Annotated in this window: 13 protein-coding genes; 2 read left to right on the top strand and 11 right to left on the bottom strand. The window is 68.1% G+C overall.

What is annotated here, in order from left to right:
- Positions 1 to 17 precede the first annotated feature (17 nt).
- The 7 genes from BPET_RS18735 to BPET_RS18705 form a co-directional block, all read right to left on the bottom strand.
- On the bottom strand, positions 18 to 1,148 hold the full coding sequence (locus BPET_RS18735) for a methyltransferase (RefSeq protein WP_012250588.1): 1,131 nt from the start codon (positions 1,146 to 1,148) through the stop codon (positions 18 to 20).
- Between the two features lie 329 nt (positions 1,149 to 1,477).
- Complete coding sequence (locus BPET_RS18730; RefSeq protein ID WP_012250587.1) at positions 1,478 to 3,139, bottom strand: OFA family MFS transporter; 1,662 nt, start codon at positions 3,137 to 3,139, stop codon at positions 1,478 to 1,480.
- A gap of 93 nt (positions 3,140 to 3,232) precedes the next feature.
- Complete coding sequence (locus tag BPET_RS18725; RefSeq protein WP_012250586.1) at positions 3,233 to 3,487, bottom strand: formate dehydrogenase subunit delta; 255 nt, start codon at positions 3,485 to 3,487, stop codon at positions 3,233 to 3,235.
- Between the two features lie 4 nt (positions 3,488 to 3,491).
- Positions 3,492 to 4,328, bottom strand: a complete 837-nt coding sequence (fdhD, locus tag BPET_RS18720) for a formate dehydrogenase accessory sulfurtransferase FdhD (RefSeq protein ID WP_012250585.1) — start codon at positions 4,326 to 4,328, stop codon at positions 3,492 to 3,494.
- A gap of 16 nt (positions 4,329 to 4,344) precedes the next feature.
- Positions 4,345 to 7,221, bottom strand: a complete 2,877-nt coding sequence (gene fdhF, locus BPET_RS18715; RefSeq protein ID WP_012250584.1) for a formate dehydrogenase subunit alpha — start codon at positions 7,219 to 7,221, stop codon at positions 4,345 to 4,347.
- A gap of 17 nt (positions 7,222 to 7,238) precedes the next feature.
- Positions 7,239 to 8,807, bottom strand: a complete 1,569-nt coding sequence (locus tag BPET_RS18710; RefSeq protein ID WP_012250583.1) for a formate dehydrogenase beta subunit — start codon at positions 8,805 to 8,807, stop codon at positions 7,239 to 7,241.
- Complete coding sequence (locus BPET_RS18705; RefSeq protein ID WP_012250582.1) at positions 8,804 to 9,370, bottom strand: formate dehydrogenase subunit gamma; 567 nt, start codon at positions 9,368 to 9,370, stop codon at positions 8,804 to 8,806. The genes BPET_RS18710 and BPET_RS18705 overlap by 4 nt, the downstream gene beginning before the upstream one ends.
- A gap of 163 nt (positions 9,371 to 9,533) precedes the next feature.
- Here BPET_RS18705 and BPET_RS18700 point away from each other — a divergent pair, with 163 nt between their 5' ends.
- A complete protein-coding gene (locus tag BPET_RS18700) occupies positions 9,534 to 10,613 on the top strand; it encodes a substrate-binding domain-containing protein (protein WP_012250581.1) in 1,080 nt (359 codons plus the stop codon).
- A gap of 39 nt (positions 10,614 to 10,652) precedes the next feature.
- Entirely contained in the window at positions 10,653 to 11,765 is a 1,113-nt protein-coding gene (gene moaA, locus BPET_RS18695; protein WP_012250580.1) for a GTP 3',8-cyclase MoaA, read from the top strand.
- A 31-nt stretch (positions 11,766 to 11,796) separates the two neighbouring features.
- On the opposite strand, the gene BPET_RS18690 is transcribed toward moaA, so the two are convergent.
- From BPET_RS18690 to BPET_RS18675, 4 genes are read right to left on the bottom strand one after another with little or no spacing between them, the layout of a single operon-like run.
- Complete coding sequence (locus BPET_RS18690) at positions 11,797 to 13,311, bottom strand: class I adenylate-forming enzyme family protein (protein WP_012250579.1); 1,515 nt, start codon at positions 13,309 to 13,311, stop codon at positions 11,797 to 11,799.
- A complete protein-coding gene (locus BPET_RS18685; protein ID WP_012250578.1) occupies positions 13,289 to 14,023 on the bottom strand; it encodes a CoA-transferase subunit beta in 735 nt (244 codons plus the stop codon). The genes BPET_RS18690 and BPET_RS18685 overlap by 23 nt, the downstream gene beginning before the upstream one ends.
- On the bottom strand, positions 14,020 to 14,856 hold the full coding sequence (locus BPET_RS18680; protein ID WP_012250577.1) for a CoA transferase subunit A: 837 nt from the start codon (positions 14,854 to 14,856) through the stop codon (positions 14,020 to 14,022). The genes BPET_RS18685 and BPET_RS18680 overlap by 4 nt, the downstream gene beginning before the upstream one ends.
- A 21-nt stretch (positions 14,857 to 14,877) precedes the next feature.
- Positions 14,878 to 15,600 (bottom strand): enoyl-CoA hydratase/isomerase family protein, encoded by a 723-nt coding sequence (locus tag BPET_RS18675; RefSeq protein WP_012250576.1) that lies wholly within the window; start codon positions 15,598 to 15,600, stop codon positions 14,878 to 14,880.
- Between the last annotated feature and the right edge of the window lie 3 nt (positions 15,601 to 15,603).

The raw sequence follows: 15,603 nt of genomic DNA, 5'->3' as shown, positions 1-15,603 counted from the left end.
CTGGAGGATGCGGCAGTTCAGCTGGCGGCGGCCAGCCGCCACAACGAGGTGATTTCGGCGGCGCGCGCGGCGTGCAGCGGATCGGTGGGGTCGGACGCGCGCGGGTGCAGGGGGCGCGCGTCCAGGCGGCCCGCCACGCGCAGGCCCGCGGCGGTAATCCACCCGGCCAGCTCGCCGGGGGCGCGCAGGCCCAGGTGCTCGGCCAGGTCGGACATGATCAGCCAGCCTTCTCCGCCCGGCGCCAGGTGCGCCGCCAGGCCTTGCAGGAAGCCGCGCAGCATGCGGCTGTCGGGGTCGTAGATGGCGTATTCGACCGGGGCGCTGGGCCGCGCCGGCAGCCAGGGCGGGTTGCACACGACCAGATCGGCGCGGCCATCGGGGAAAAGGTCGGCCTGCATCAGTTCGACGGATTCATGCAGGCCCAGGCGGGCCAGGTTTTCGCGCGCGCAGGCAAGGGCGCGCGGGTCCTGGTCGGTGGCGACGATGCGCCGCACGCCGCGCCGCGCCAGTACGGCCGCCAGCACGCCGGTGCCGGTGCCGATGTCGTATGCCAGCGCGGGCTGCCCGCCGGGCAGAGGCGCGCGGGCCACCAGGTCGATGTATTCGCCGCGCACCGGCGAGAACACGCCATAGTGCGGGTGGATGCGGTCGTTCAGGGCAGCGATGGGCACGCCTTTCTTGCGCCATTCGTGCGCCCCGATGACGCCCTGCAGTTCGCGCAGCGACGCCAGGTACGGGCCGGGCGCCGGGCCGTAGGCTTGCAGGCAGGCCTGCCGGGCATCGGGAGCGCGGCGCAGGGGGATAGCATGGTCGGCGTCGAAGGGCAGCAGCACGCTGCCCAGCAGGCGCGCGCGCTGCGACTGGGCCTGCCGGTGCCGGTTGAAGGCGTCTAGCGGGCTTGCCGCGGGCTTGCGGGATTTTTTGTCGATGCGGCGCGCCAGCGCCTGCAGCAGCTGCCGGGCGTTCTGGAAGTCGCCACGCCACAGCAGGTGCGTGCCTTCGCAGATCAGCCGATACGCCACATCGGCCGGCATCCGGTCATCGGCGGCCTGGATGCGGGCGGGCGGTGGCGCGGCGGATTCTGAACGCCACAAGGCGTGGTGGGCCTGGCCGGATTCGGTCCAGTGGACGGTGGGGAGGGGGGGCATGGCGTGCAATGTAGCAGTTTGGGGGGCTGGGGGGAGGCGGGGTTGAGTTCTTGCGCCGTCCCGCGAAGCCCGGCCGACTGGCGGCGGCGCCCGTGCGTCGGGCTCGGGCGCAACCACGCGTCCTCGGCCTGCTGCGCAGGCTGCCCCGCCGCCCAACGCGCCGCCGCCAGTCGGCCGGGCTCCGCGGGACTACCACGAGTGAATTCGAACCTGGCCGGTCTGTGTGATTCGGGCGGGAGGTGGTGCCGCCTTGCAAATGCGGCGGGGGGCGTGATGCCCCCCGGGTGCCTGCGATGCAGGACAAGCCTGCAAGAGAAGCTAGGACAACACTAGAACAACACCGCGGTCTTGACGATGGTGGTCCAGATGCCCCAGGCCAGCGGGATCCCCACGCATGCCCACGCGACGATCACCAGGGCCGGCGGGGTCTTGAAGGTGGAGGTCGATTCGCCGTGCACTTCGGCGGCCACGGCGCGTTCGTGGGCCAGGGCCTTTTCGCGCTCGAGTTCTTCGGGGCTCATGAAGTACTTGGGGTTCACCGGGCGGATCGCCAGGTTGCACAGGAAGCCCAGCACCAGCATCCCGGCCAGGATGTACATGGTGATGTCATAGACCTGCGCGCGCGGCACGCCGATGGACAGCTGGTATTCGCGGATGTAGTTCACCAGCACCGGCCCGAAGATCCCCGCGGCCGACCAGGCCGTCAGGATGCGGCCGTGGATGGCGCCCACCATCTGGGTGCCGAACAGGTCGGCCAGGTAGGCGGGCACGGTGGAAAAACCGCCGCCGTACATCGAGATGATGACGCAGAACGCGCCCACGAACAGCGCCAGCGCGCCCAGGTGCGCGGACCAGGGCACCGACGAATACAGCACGAAGCCCAGCACCAGGAAGACGAAGTAGGTCATCTTGCGGCCCAGCTTGTCGGACAGGCTGGCCCAGAAGAAGCGCCCGCCGATGTTGAACAGGCTGAGCAGGCCGGTGAAGCCCGCCGCGGTGGCGGCGATGGCGGCCAGCTGGGTCTTGTCGAGCTGGCCGTAGACGAGTTCGGGATGTCCGAGCAGCGTGCCGCCGAACACTTCCTGCAGCAGCGGCGAAGCCATGCCGATGATGCCGATGCCGGCGGTCACGTTCAGGCACAGCACCCACCACACCAGCCAGAACTGCGGAATGCCCCATACGCGCTTCACGTGCACATGGCCCTTGGTGATCATTGTGTTGTTGGCGTGCTTGACCGGTTCGGTCCAGCCTTCGGGCTTCCAGCCGGTGGGCGGGATGCGGTAGCCAAGAGCGCCCGACACCATGAAGACGATGTAGATAATAGCCAGCGCCAGGAAGGCCTGCGACACGCCCAGGCCTTCAGGCGTGGCGAAGTGGCGCATCAGCATGTCGGCCAGCGGCGCGCCGATCATGGCGCCGCCGCCGAAGCCCATGATGGCCATGCCGGTGGCCATGCCGCGCCGGTCGGGGAACCACTTGATCAGCGTGCTGACGGGCGAGATGTACCCCAGCCCCAGCCCGATGCCGCCGATGACGCCCGAGCCCAGCCACATCATCCACATCTGGTGCACGTGGATGCCCATTGCCGAGATCACCAGGCCGCCGCACCAGCATAGCGCGGCCACGATGCCGGCCTTGCGCGGCCCGGCGCGTTCCAGCCAGCCGCCCCACAGCGCGGCCGAGCAACCCAGCAGCACGAAGAACAGCGTGTACATCCAGCCCATGGTCGAAATGCGCCAGTTGCACTGGGTGGTGAACAGCTCCGCCAGGATGCTCATGTCGGCCGAGCAGGTGGCCGTGCCGGCGCCCAGGGACTTGGACAGGGGCAGCCAGAAAACCGAGAAGCCGTAGGCCATGCCAATGCACAGGTGGATGGCGAGGGCCGCGGGGGGCACCAGCCAGCGGTTGAAGCCGGGGCCCGCGATGGTGCGTTCTTTATCCAGGAATCCCGGCTTGGCGCCGGGCAAATCCAGTGTGGCGGTGTTGCTCATAGTGTCTCCTCTCAGGGCGGCGCAGGGCCGGAAATGGGCGCTTGCGGGTCGTCCGCGGCTGCCTCTATGGTTGTCGGGGTGTCGTGGTTGTTTTCAGGCCGCTTGGGCGGGGGTCAGGCGCGCGCGATTGAGCGTCACCGCTTCGAGCACGATGTCGTGGAGCCGGACGTCGCCGTCCCGCCCGTCGGCATGCTGGCTCAGGAAATCCAGCAGCGCCGTGCGCATGCGGGGTTCCCAGGATTTCTGGATGTGGTTGGCGATGCCCTCCAGCGCTTCTTCGCGGTCGGGCAGGGCTTCGAAGAAGTCGCCGATGCGGTTGGCCATGCGGATCAGGTTGGCAATGTCCATGGTGTCAGGGTCGGAGGCGAAGGCGTTCGGGATGGGAGTAAATGGCGGCATCGGCGTTGCGCACAAAACCCAGCAGCGCCACGTTGGTGTTCTGGGCCACGCGGATCGCCAACGCCGTGGGCGCCGAAACCGCCGCCAGGATGCCGATGCCGGCGGCGGCGCACTTCTGCACCATTTCGAAGCTGGCGCGGCTGGATACCAGCACCATGCCGCTGCGCGGATCGATCGCCTGGCGGGCCAGCGCGCCCACCAGCTTGTCCAGCGCGTTGTGGCGTCCGACGTCTTCGCGCACCAGTTGCACGCGGCCCTCGGCATCGGCCCAGGCCGCCGCGTGCGTGGCGCCGGTAATGTCGTGCAGCGCCTGGCTGCCTCGCATGGCGCGCATGCCGTGCAGCACGGCGGTCAGCGGCACGGGCGCTGCGTCGGCCACGGTGGGCACCTGGCGCAGCACCTCGGGCAAGGTTTCCACGCCGCACAGGCCGCAGCCGGTGCGCCCGGCCATGGCGCGGCGGCGCGTCTTCAGGCGCGCCGCGCAGGCGCTGGATATTTCCACCTGCACCACGATGCCGTTGAACTGCGGCACGATCTCGATGCCGCGCACGTCGGCGGGCCGCTCGACTATGCCCTCGGTCAGTGAAAAGCCCAGCGCGTAGTCTTCCAGGTCGGCCGGCGACGCCAGCATGGTGGCGTGGCTGATGCCGTTGTATTCCAGCGCCACCGGCGTTTCTTCGGCCACCCGGTCGCTCTGGGTGGCCGCGCCGACGATGCCGCCGCGCACGCGCAGTACGGCGGCATCGGCGCAATCGGTCCGGCTGGGCGCGGGATGGTACAGGCGGTCCATGCAGTTGGCTCCCAGCCTATTTGCCGCTGAGCGTGGCCTCGGTTTCGCGGGCACGCTCGCGCAGCAGTTTCTGTTGCACCTCTGAAAAACGCGACCACTGCCGCTGCCACTCGGAGGGCTGCGACACGCGCATCACCTGCACGGCCGTCACCTTGTATTCGGGGCAGTTGGTGGCCCAGTCGGAGCTGTCGGTGGTGACCACATTGGCGCCGGACTCGGGGAAGTGGAAGGTGGTGTACACCACGCCCGGTTGCACGCGGTCGGTAATGGTGGCGCGCAGCACGGTCTCGCCGGCGCGGCTTTGCACGCCCACCCAGTCGCCTTCAGAGACGCCGCGGTCTTCGGCGTCTTGCGGGTGAATTTCGAGCACGTCTTCGCTGTGCCACGCCACGTTGTGGGTGCGGCGCGTCTGGGCGCCGACGTTGTACTGCGACAGGATCCGCCCCGTGGTCAGCAAGAGCGGGAACTTGCGGGTGCTGCGTTCATCCGAGGGCACATACTTGGTGATCATGAATTTCCCCTTGCCGCGTACGAATTCGTCGATGTGCATGATGGGCGTGCCGTCGGGCGCGGCGTCGTTGCAGGGCCACTGCAGGCTGCCCATGCGGTCGAGCTTGGCATACGACACGCCGGAGAACGTCGGGGTCAGGCGCGCGATCTCGTCCATGATCTCGCTGGGATGGCGGTAGTTCATGGGATAGCCCAGCGCGTTCGACAGCGCGGCGGTGACTTCCCAGTCGGACAGTCCGTTGCGCGGTTCCATTACCTTGCGCACGCGCGAAATGCGGCGCTCGGCGTTGGTGAAGGTGCCGTCTTTTTCCAGGAACGACGAGCCGGGCAGGAACACATGCGCGTACTTGGCGGTTTCGCTCAGGAAGAGATCCTGCACCACGATGCATTCCATGGCGGCCAGCGCGGCGGCCACGTGCTGGGTATCGGGATCGGACTGGACGATGTCTTCGCCCTGGCAGTACAGGCCGCGGAAGCTGCCGGCCATGGCCGCGTCGAACATGTTGGCAATGCGCAGGCCTGGTTCGGGCTGCAGGGTTACGCCCCAGTCGGCCTCGAACTGCGCGCGCACGGTGGAATCGGAAACGTGCCGGTAGCCCGGCAGTTCGTGGGGGAACGAGCCCATGTCGCACGAACCCTGCACGTTGTTCTGGCCGCGCATGGGGTTCACGCCCACGCCTTCGCGTCCGACGTTGCCGGTGGCCATGGCCAGGTTGGCGATGGCCATCACCGCCGTGGAGCCCTGGCTGTGTTCGGTGACGCCCAGGCCGTAGTAGATGGAGCCATTGCCGCCGGTGGCGTACAGGCGCGCCGCGCCGCGCACCAGCTCGGCCGCCACGCCGGTGATTTCGGCGGTGGCTTCGGGCGAGTTTTCCGGGCGGGCCACGAAATCGCGCCATTGGCCGAAAGCCTTGTCCTCGCAGCGGCGGGCCACGAAGTCTTCGTCAACCAGGTTTTCAGTGACGATGACGTGCGCCAGCGCGGTCAGCAGCGCCACGTTGGTGCCGGGGCGCACCGGCAGGTGATAGTCGGCCTTGATGTGCGGCGAGTCGACCAGTTCGATGCGGCGCGGGTCGATGACGATCAGCCGCGCGCCCTGGCGCAGCCGGCGCTTCATGCGCGAGGCGAACACCGGGTGGGCGCTGCTGGGGTTGGCGCCCATCAGGATGATGACGTCGGTGTGCATGACCGAATCGAAAGTCTGCGTGCCGGCCGATTCGCCCAGCGTCTGCTTCAAGCCGTAGCCGGTGGGCGAGTGGCACACCCGCGCGCAGGTATCGACGTTGTTGGTGCCGAACGCGGCGCGCACCAGCTTTTGCACCAGCCAGGTTTCTTCGTTGGTGCAGCGCGACGACGTAATGCCGCCGATGGAGTCGCGCCCGTGTTCGGCCTGGATGCGGCGGAACTCCGACGCGGCGTAGTCGATGGCCTCTTGCCACGAGACTTCGCGCCACGGGTCGGTGATGCGCTTGCGAATCATGGGCTTGAGCACGCGCTCTTTGTGCGTGGCGTAGCCCCAGGCGAAGCGGCCTTTCACGCACGCATGGCCGCGGTTTGCCTGCCCGTCTTTCCAGGGCGTCATGCGCACCACTTCCTGGCCTTTCATTTCGGCCTTGAAGCCGCAGCCCACGCCGCAATAGGCGCAGGTGGTGATCACCGAGTGTTCGGCCTGACCCATCATGATGACCGTCTTTTCCTGCAGGGTCGAGGTGGGACAGGCCTGCACGCAGGCTCCGCACGACACGCATTCACTGTCGAGGAAAGGCTGGCTCTGCCCGGCCGCCACCCGAGAATCGAAGCCCTTGCCCGAGATGGTCAGCGCGAACGTGCCTTGGGTTTCTTCGCAGGCCCGCACGCAGCGGTTGCAGACGATGCACTTGGACGGGTCGTACGAGAAATACGGGTTGGACGCGTCGGTCTGGTCGTTCAGGTGGTTGGCGCCGTCGTAGCCGTAGCGCACGGCGCGCAAGCCCACGACGCCGGCCATGTCTTGCAGTTCGCAGTCGCCATTGGCGGGGCAGGTGAGGCAGTCCAGCGGGTGGTCGGAAATATACAGTTCCATGACGCCGCGCCGCAGTTCGTGCAGCTTGGGCGTTTCGGTGTACACGACCATGCCATTCTCGGCCGGCGTGGTGCACGACGCGGGATAGCCGCGCCGGCCGTCGATCTGCACCAGGCACAGGCGGCACGAGCCGAAGGCCTCCAGGCTGTCGGTGGCGCACAGTTTGGGAATATTGATGCCAGCCTCGGCCGCGGCGCGCATGACCGAAGTGCCTTCGGGCACCGAGATCTCCTGGCCGTCGATGGTGAGGGTGACGAGCTTTTCGGAAACGCGGGCGGGCGTGCCCAGGTCGCGGTCGCGCTTGATGACGGTTTCGAGCATGGCGGGTCTCGCTCTGGTCAGGCCGGGTGCGCGGCCGCTGGCGCGGCCACCCCGAAGTCTTCAGGGAAATGGTTCAACGCGGACAGCACCGGGTACGGCGTCATGCCGCCCAGCGCACACAGCGATCCGCCCAGCATGGTGTCGCACAGGTCGCGCAGCAGGTGCACCTGCTGCTCGTGCTGGGCGCCGCGCGTGGCGATCTTGTCCAGCGTCTCGACGCCGCGCACCGCGCCGATGCGGCAGGGCGTGCACTTGCCACAGGATTCGACGGCGCAGAATTCCATGGCGTAGCGCGCCATGCGGGCCATGTCCACGGTGTCGTCGAAGGCCACGATGCCGCCGTGGCCCACCATGGCCGAGATGGCGGCATAGGCTTCGTAGTCGAGCGGCACATCCCATTGCGACTCGGGCAGGTAGGCGCCCAGCGGGCCGCCCACCTGCACCGCGCGCAGCGGCCGGCCCGAGGCGCTGCCGCCGCCGAAGTCGTACAGCAGCTCGCGCAGCGTCAGGCCGAAGGCGGCCTCGACCAGGCCGCCATGCTTCAGGTTGCCGGCCAGCTGGAAGGGCAGCGTGCCCTGCGAGCGTCCCACGCCGTAGTCGCGGTAGTAGGCCGCCCCACGCGCCAGGATGATGGGCACCGAGGCCAGCGAAATGACGTTGTTGATGACCGTGGGCTTGCCGAACAGGCCCGCGATGGCAGGTAGAGGCGGCTTGGCGCGCACCACGCCGCGCTTGCCTTCCAGGCTCTCCAGCAGTGAGGTTTCTTCGCCGCAGATATAGGCGCCGGCGCCCTTGCGCACTTCGAGGTCGAAGCGGCGGCCGCTGCCCTGGATGTCGTCGCCCAGCCATCCGGCTTGCCGCGCACGGGCGATGGCTTCGTTCAGGGTGGCGATGGCCTGCGGGTATTCCGAGCGCACATAGATGTAGCCGTAGGTGGCGCCGACCGCCAGGCCGGCAATGGCCATGCCTTCGATCAGCACATACGGGTCGCCTTCCATCAGCAGGCGGTCGGAATACGTGCCCGAATCGCCTTCGTCGGCGTTGCAGACGATGTACTTCTGTTCGGCCGGCGTGGTCAGCACGGTTTTCCACTTGATGCCGGTGGGGAACGCGGCGCCGCCCCGGCCGCGCAGGCCGGAGGCCGACACTTCGTCGACGATCTGCTGCGGCGTCAGGCAGAGCGCGCGCCGCAGGCCTTGCAAGCCATCGTGCGCCACGTAATCGTCGATGGACAGCGGGTCGGTGATGCCCACCCGCGCGAAGGTCAGGCGTTGCTGCTTCTTCAGATAGGGGATGTCTTCGGTGGGGCCGTGGCACAGCGCATGCGGTGAACCCTGCAGCCAGCCGGCATCGAACAGGCCGGGCACGTCGTCGGGCTGCACGGGGCCGTAGGCGACGCGGCCGGACGGCGTGGCCACTTCGGCCAGCGGTTCAAGCCACAACAGGCCGCGCGAACCGTTGCGCACCAGGCGCACCGCCGCGCCGCGACGGGAGGCTTCTTGCTCGATGGCCCGGGCGACGGCGTCGGCATCCATGGCCAGGGCCGCGGCGTCGCGCGGCAGGTAGATCGTGACGGGGGCGTTCATGGCTGGGCCTCGTCGCTTTGCGTGGCGCGGCTCAGCAGGCGGCCGAGCTTATCGGGCGTGACGCGCGCATGGGGCTGGCCGTCGAGCATCACGGCGGGCGACTGCGCGCACAGGCCCAGGCAATAGACCGGCTCCAGCGTGACCGCCCCATCGGCGGACGTACCGTGGAAATCGCAACCCAACGTCTCGCGCGCATGCTCGGCAAGGCGTTCGCCGCCCATGGCCTGGCACGATTCGGCGCGGCACACTTCCAGCACGTGCCGGCCGGCCGGCTCGGTGCGAAAATGCGGGTAGAAGGTCAGTACGCCATGCACTTCGGCGCGCGACAGGTTCAGGGCCTCGGCGATGGCTGGCACCGCGTCGGCCGGGATACAGCCCAGTTCGTCCTGCACCGCATGAAGAATCGGCAGCAGGGCGCCCGGCTGGCCTTGCAGGCGCTCGGCGGCGCGGGCGGCCGCGGCAACCGCCGCGGATTCTGACTGGCGCGCGGCCGACAGGGCCAGGGCGCCGCCGCGGGCCCCGGCGCTGCCGGCTGGATTTTGCTTTGCCTGCGAAGTAGGCATGGCAGTCTCCTGGTGGCGGCCCCGGGCATGGCGGGGCCGGCATGATGTTGTTATGGCGGGCTGGCGTGAACTCTAATATGCTGTTAAAAACATATAAAAGCGGCCGGCTTCGCTCGATGGCCGTACTCTAATCGCCAATTTTGCCCCGTTCAATAAGAAATTAATGACATATAAGTTCCGCATAGGCCTGCGCCCGCAATGGCTGCTGGAGGGCAACGCCGAGCAGCCCGAGCAGCCGCTGCACGACATGCTGTCGCTGCTGTCGGCCATCGACGCCACGGGCAATATCGCGGGCGCCTGCCGCGCCTGCGGGCTGTCGTACCGGCACGCCTGGGGCGTGCTCCGGCGTTTCGAGACGCTGTTCGGCACGCAGCTGCTGATTACCCGGCGCCGGCAGGGCACGGTGTTGTCGCCCTTCGCGCAGCGCCTGCTGTGGGCCAACCGCCGCATCGAGGCGCGCCTGATGCCCACGCTGGAAAGCATGGCGTCCGAATTGCAGGAAGAACTGGAAAAGCTCCTGCCCGAAACCATCCCGCACCTGCGGCTGCATGCCAGCCACGGTTTCGCGGTGGAGGCCCTGATGCAGCACATGAGCAGTCATCCGCCCGGGCTGGAGCTGCGCTATCGCACGGCCATCGAGGCGCTGGCCTCGCTCGAGCGCCACGAATGCGACCTGGCCGGGTTCCAGGTGCCCACCGGCGCGTTCGAGGCGCCGATCATGGCGCGCTACGCCCAATGGCTGTCGCCCGACGACTACCTGCTCATCCACCTGGCGGTGCGTAATACGGGCCTGTTCGTGGTGCCCGGCAACCCCAAGGGCATCCGCGGCATGGCCGACCTGGCGCGGCCCGACGTGCGCTTCGTGAACCGGCAGATCGGGTCCAGCACCCGCTATCTGGTGGGCCTGATGCTGGAACAGGCCGGGGTGTCGATCGGCGACGTGCAGGGTTACGAGACCAACGAGTTCACGCACATGGCGATCGCCGCGCACATCGCGAGCGGCATGGCCGACACCGGCGTCGGGGTCGAGACCGCGGCCTGGCGGTTCGGACTGGACTTCATTCCGCTGGTGCGCGAACGCTACTTTTTCGCCATCCGCCGCACCTCGCTCGACGCGCCCGCCATGCAAGAGCTGCTGGACATCATGCGGGGCCACGAATATCTTTCGTACGTGCGCCAGCTGGTAGGCTACGACGCGACCGACACGGGCCGGTTGCAGACGCTGCAGGAAGCCTTCGGCTGACCCCGCCCCAACCCGGCTATTGCGCGATATGATGTACCGATGAGCAAAGTGATTTTCCTGGCCGACCGTAGCGCGCAACGCGCGGCGCAACTGCCGCGAGGGCCCGTGCCGCCCGCCGGACAGGCCGCGCTCGACACGCGCCTGCGGCCGATGCGCGACCTGCGCATCTCGGTCACCGATCGCTGCAACTTTCGCTGCACCTACTGCATGCCGCGCGAAGTGTTCGATGGCAACTACGCGTTCATGCCGCAGTCGGCGCTGCTCTCGTTCGAAGAAATCACTCGCCTGGCGCGCCTGTTCGCGCAGCTGGGAGTCGAAAAAATCCGCCTGACCGGCGGCGAGCCGCTGCTGCGCAAGAACATCGAAAGCCTGATCGCCATGCTGGCCGAGCTGCGCACGCCGGCTGGCCAGCCGCTCGAACTTACGCTCACCACCAACGGCACGCTACTGCATCGCAAGGCGGCCGCGCTGAAAGCGGCCGGCCTGACCCGCGTCACGGTCAGCCTGGACGCGCTCGACGCCGCCATGTTCGCGCGCCTGAGCGACAGCACCTTCACGCCCGACGACGTGCTGCGGGGCATCGACGCCGCCGCCGACGCCGGCCTGGCGCCAGTCAAGATCAACATGGTGGTGCGCCGCGGCCTGAACGATTGCCAGATCCTGCCCATGGCCCGGCGGTTTCGCCATAGCGGCCACGTGCTGCGCTTCATCGAATACATGGACGTCGGCACCACCAACGGCTGGAACCTGCAAGAAGTGGTGCCCAGCCGCGAAGTGCTCGACCTGATCGGCGCGGCGCATCCGCTGCGAGCGCTCGATACCGAAATCATGGGCAGGGTGGCCGAGCGCTGGGCTTATGCCGACGGTGGCGGCGAGATCGGCGTGATTTCCAGCGTCACCCATGCATTCTGCGGCGGCTGTACGCGCGTGCGCCTGTCGCCGGAAGGCAAAATCTTCCTGTGCCTGTTCGCTTCGCACGGGCACGACCTGCGCGAGCTGCTGCGCGGCGGAGCCGACGACGAGCACATCCTGGGCACGGTGGCCGGCATCTGGGCGCAGCGCGACGACCGCTATTCCGAATTGCGCGGCCAGGGCGTGGCGCTGCCGTCGTCCGGCGAGCGCAAGGTCGAAATGAGCTACATCGGCGGCTGAGGCCGCCCATGCCAGGCCGCGTCAGGCTGCGTCAGGCGGCGTCGGTGGCATCGGCCGCGAACGAACGCGCCAGCGCCTTGCGGTCCACCTTGCCCACCGAATTCTCGGGCAGAGCATCCACGAAAATCACCTCCGCCGGCTGGTAGATGCGCGACAGCCGGCCAGCCACCAGGGCCTTGATGTCGGCCTCGCTGGCGCTCACGCCAGCGGCCGTCACCACGAAAGCCACCGGCACTTCGCCCAGGTCGGCATCGGGCCTGCCGACCACGCAGCAACTGCGCACCAGCGCGCTGGCGCTGATCGCCTGCTCGATCAGCGTAGGCGAGATGTTCTCGCCGCCGCGGATGATCACGTCTTTCTTCCGGCCGGTGATGGTGAAATAGCCGTCTTCATCACGGCGGCCGAGATCGCCCGTAGGCAGTTCGGCGGGCGCTTTTTCGAGTACTCCGTTTCCCTGGGTGCCCAGGTAACCCAGCATCAGGCTGTCGCCCGCGATGCAGATTTCGCCGTCGACGCCGGGTTGGGTGATTTCTTGCCCCTGGGCGTCACGCAGCAGCACGCGCTGGCCGGGCAGGGCCTGGCCGATGGAGCCGATTTTGCGCCTGCCGGGCGGGTTCATCGTGGATGTGCAGGTGGCTTCTGACAGACCATACGAGACGATCAGCGGGCGCCCCAGGAACGCTTCGATTCTGGCGTGCAGTTCCTGCGTGATGGGCGCCGAGCCGCAGCGCGCGAAGCGCAGGGCCGCCAGGCTGTCGGGCGGGAAGGCGTGGTCGAGCATGCGCGAATACATGGTGGGCACGCCGGTGATGATGGTGGGGCGGTGCAGGCTCATCAGCGCCGGCATGTCCTGCGCGCGAAAGCGCGGGCCCAGCGCCACCGTCGACCCCGCCAGCAGCGGACTGAAGATCTGGTTGTTCAGGCCATTGGTGTGGTACAGCGGCATGACGTGGAGCAGCTTGTCGGCGGACGTCAGTTCGGTTGCCGCGACCACGCCGCGCGCGTTGTTCAACAGGCCGCGGTGGCTTAGCAGCACGCCTTTGGGCCGGCCGGTGCTGCCCGAGGTGAACAGCAACAGCCCCGGGTCGGCAGGCTCGATGCCTGCGTCCCAGCAGGGCGGGGCTTCGGGCAGGGCGCCAGCCCGCAGGACGCGGGCGCCGGCAATGGACGAGACATTGTCCAGGTTGGCCTCGTCGGCGAGCACCGTGCCTATGCCGGCCGACTCCAGCCGGTCCAGGATTTCTTGCCGGGTCAGTCGGGGTTCGAGCGGGCACGGGCACGCGCCCGCCGCCATTGCGCCCAGTAATGCCACGACCGCGGGCAACGAGCGTTCCATGGCAATGGCGACCCGCTCGCCGCGCGCGACCCCGGCCTGGCGCAGACGGCCGGCCATGTTGGCCACGGCTTCATGCAGTTGCGGATAGCCGATGCGCGTGTTGCCTTGCGCGTCGATCAGCGCGCAGCGCCCGGCCCATTCGGGCGAGCGCCACAACGCGTCGTAGGCGGCGAACAGGGTGGGGGCGCTAGCGCAGGGCAATGGCGGCATCGCGTTCGAATACGCCTTGCGGGTCCAGCGCGGCCAGCGCCTGGATTTCGCGTTCAGTGGGCAGCGCGGTGGGCGTCGCGCCTTCGTGTTCGAAGGAGAAGCCCGTGCGTTCCTGCACTTCTTGCAGGCTGGCTTCAGGGTGCCACGATTGCAGCGCCAGCCTGTCGTCTTTTTTCACGAACACCGCGATGGGCGTCACCACGCCGTGGAAGCCGCCCCACGAGGTGCGGAAATGCAGCTTGTCGACGAACGTGCGGGTGGAATGCTCGGTGCGCCAGGTGCAGGCGCGCCGCGCGGTGGGCAGCATGACCGCGCCGCCGCCGCCGCCCGGCAGCCGCACCTTGGGATGATGCCAGTCGCCGATGCACGAGTTGTTGGCGTTGCCCTCGCCGTCGATCTGGGCGGCCCCCAGGAAGGTGAGATCCATGCGGCCACGGCAGCACAGGTCGTAGAAGTCTTCGTTGTCGAAGATCGACGCCGTGTGTTCGGCCAGCACCGGGTCGGAGCTGGACAGGGGCACCTTGGACGGGCGCGGGTCCACGCCGCCCGCCACGTTGATGTAGATGTAGTCCCAATCGTAAGCCTGCTTGGCCATCAGGCAGGCCAGCATGGGCAGGGTCGAGTTCACGCCGCTGAAGGTGATTTCGTTGGGGCGGATGAAGCGTGCCAGGTTGGTGACGATGTACGAAAAGGGCGACCAGCTGGTGTTCATGCGGCATGCTCCTGCGAAACTTCGGGGGCGGCATCGAGGTGGGCCTGCAAGGCGTCGGCGCCGGGTTCGAGATACGCTTGGACGGCGGGGTAGTCGATTTCGTAGTGGGGCCAGCACGAGCCCGGCCAGGCGCCATGCGGCGCGATGGCGTAGGCCTGCACCATGAAATATGGAATCAGCGTGACTTCCGGCTGTTTTTCGAACACTTCGGCGGACACCTGGCGTTCGGCCACCACCAGCACGCTGCGCGCCGCGCGGCTCATGATGCGGTCCCAGTGCGAAGTGCCGAGCACGCGCACGTTGCCGCGGCTGTCGATTTCGTTGGCGTGAATGACCGCGAAATCGGGCTGCACCGCCGGAATCACCCACACCGGCTTGCCCGAGCCGTAGGGGTCGTCCAGGCGATGCCAGCCGTTGATGTCGATAAGATGGCTGCCCTCTATGCCCGCGCAGGGCTGGAACGGCACGCCGTAGGCCGCCGCCCGCAGGCCCGCTGTCAGGGTGGCGCAGGCGTGTTCTTCGAGTTGCAGCTTGCCGGACTCGATGGCCTTGCGGTAATTGGGCGCCAGGCCGAAATTGCCTTCCATGGCCACGATGCCGGTGCGCGCGCGCGTGGCCACGCCCGCGCGGCACAGCAGGTCGATGTCGTAGCCAGGCGACTGCTTGATGATTTCCAGGCCGGTTTTTTTCTGCCGCACCAGCTCGCGCACGAAGGCGAAAGGGCCGCGATGCAGAAAGCTGCCGCCCAGCGCCACCGACGCGCCGTCGGGGATCAGCGCAGCCAGTTCCTGCACCGATAACTGCTTGTCTTGCTGGTTGAAGCCGGATGTCATGTCTTTCTCCTTGAGCAGGCGCTAGTCTTCCAGGTATTTCCGGATGCGCGCCTTCAAGCCGGGCCGCGCCGCCGAACGCACCAGCGCAGCCATGTCGGCGTCATTGTTGCCGGTGTCCAGCACGCCATAGAGCGCGGCGCGCGTGGCGGGGTCGAGCGCCGTGGCGGTATCGGCCGCCTGCCGCAGCAGGCCGGGCCATTCGGTTTGCGCGGCGATCTGCGTCACGAAGCCCATATGTTCGGCTTGCCTCGCGTCGAACGCGCGGGCTTCGCCCAATATCGACAGCGCCTGCGCGGCGCCGACGATGTCGCGAAAGCGCCGGGTGCCCAGCACCAGGCCGAACTTCAGGCCCGGCATGCGGAAAGCGGCGTCGGGACTGCAATAGCGCAGCTTGCAGGCCGCGAACAGGTCTACCCCGGCGCCGAAGTTGCGGCCATGCGCCAGCGCGACGGTCAGGGCGGGCGAACCCGCCACGCGCTGCAGCAGGGTTTCGATGCGCACCATGCGCAGCAACAGGTCGCCCTCGCTCTGCTCTTCATAGCCGGTGAAATCGAAGCCGGCGCTGAAATTCTTGCCCGCGCCCTGGAACACCAGCAATGGAATGTGCTGGGCATGGGCCGCGTCGAGCGATTCGATCAGCGCCTCGACCAGGCCGGCCGACAGCGCGTTGCGCTTGTCGGGCCGGTTCAGCGTGAAGGTCCAGGCCTGGGCCTGCTTGTCGATGGCCAGCACGTCTTCGGACATGGC

This window comes from Bordetella petrii (genome assembly GCF_000067205.1).
Lineage (GTDB): Bacteria > Pseudomonadota > Gammaproteobacteria > Burkholderiales > Burkholderiaceae_B > Bordetella_A > Bordetella_A petrii.
The sequence above is the reverse complement of the archived record's forward strand: the minus strand, read 5'-3'. Positions and strand labels throughout refer to the sequence as shown.